Origin of the sequence: Streptomyces sp. SID14478, from assembly GCF_010548525.1 — a bacterium.
Lineage (GTDB): Bacteria > Actinomycetota > Actinomycetes > Streptomycetales > Streptomycetaceae > Streptomyces.
On the sequence record NZ_JAAGMG010001375.1, the window covers coordinates 1 to 542 of the forward strand.

Here is a 542-nt window from a genome sequence, read left to right on the forward strand (position 1 = left end):
CCGGCGCCGCAGCCGATGTCGAGCACCCGTTCGCCGGGCACGATGGCGGCGGCCGCGAACAGCGCCTCGTCGGCCTCGCCGAGCATCGCGTCGAAGCGCCGGTGCTGCGCCGCCCAGTGCCGGCCGAGCGAGCCGTTCCAGGCCCGCTCCTGATGAAGGTTGACCGTGGTCATGACGCCCCCAGGAGTTCCGCCGCGGGCAGCGCCGACTCGATCCGGTCGACCGCGGCGAAGGCCCCGTACGCGATGAGGTGCACCAGGCAGTGGTCGGTGAACGGCGGCACCCGCCACGCCGCGACGTCCTCGTCCGTGATCCGGTACGGCGCGAGCGCGGCCAGCAGCGCCAGGCGCGCCCCGGGCCGCTCGGCACGGTCCGGCAGTCCCTCCCACCCGGCCGCGGGATGCGAGCCGTCCCACTTCGCGACCGTGTCCTGTACGAGGCCGAGGTCGGCGTCGTCGAGCAGTCCCGCGCCCATGGTGGCCGCGGTGCGCAGGGCGTCGTAGGCGGGTCCGACGGAGGTGCCGGCGGCCCACGCCGGTCCC

General features: G+C 76.0%; 1 pseudogene. It reads right to left on the bottom strand.

Annotation, left to right across the window (positions count from 1 at the left end):
- Nucleotides 1–169: 169 nt before the first annotated feature.
- Nucleotides 170–542, bottom strand: a pseudogene (locus G3I40_RS43560) (DNA-binding protein); the annotation flags it as partial.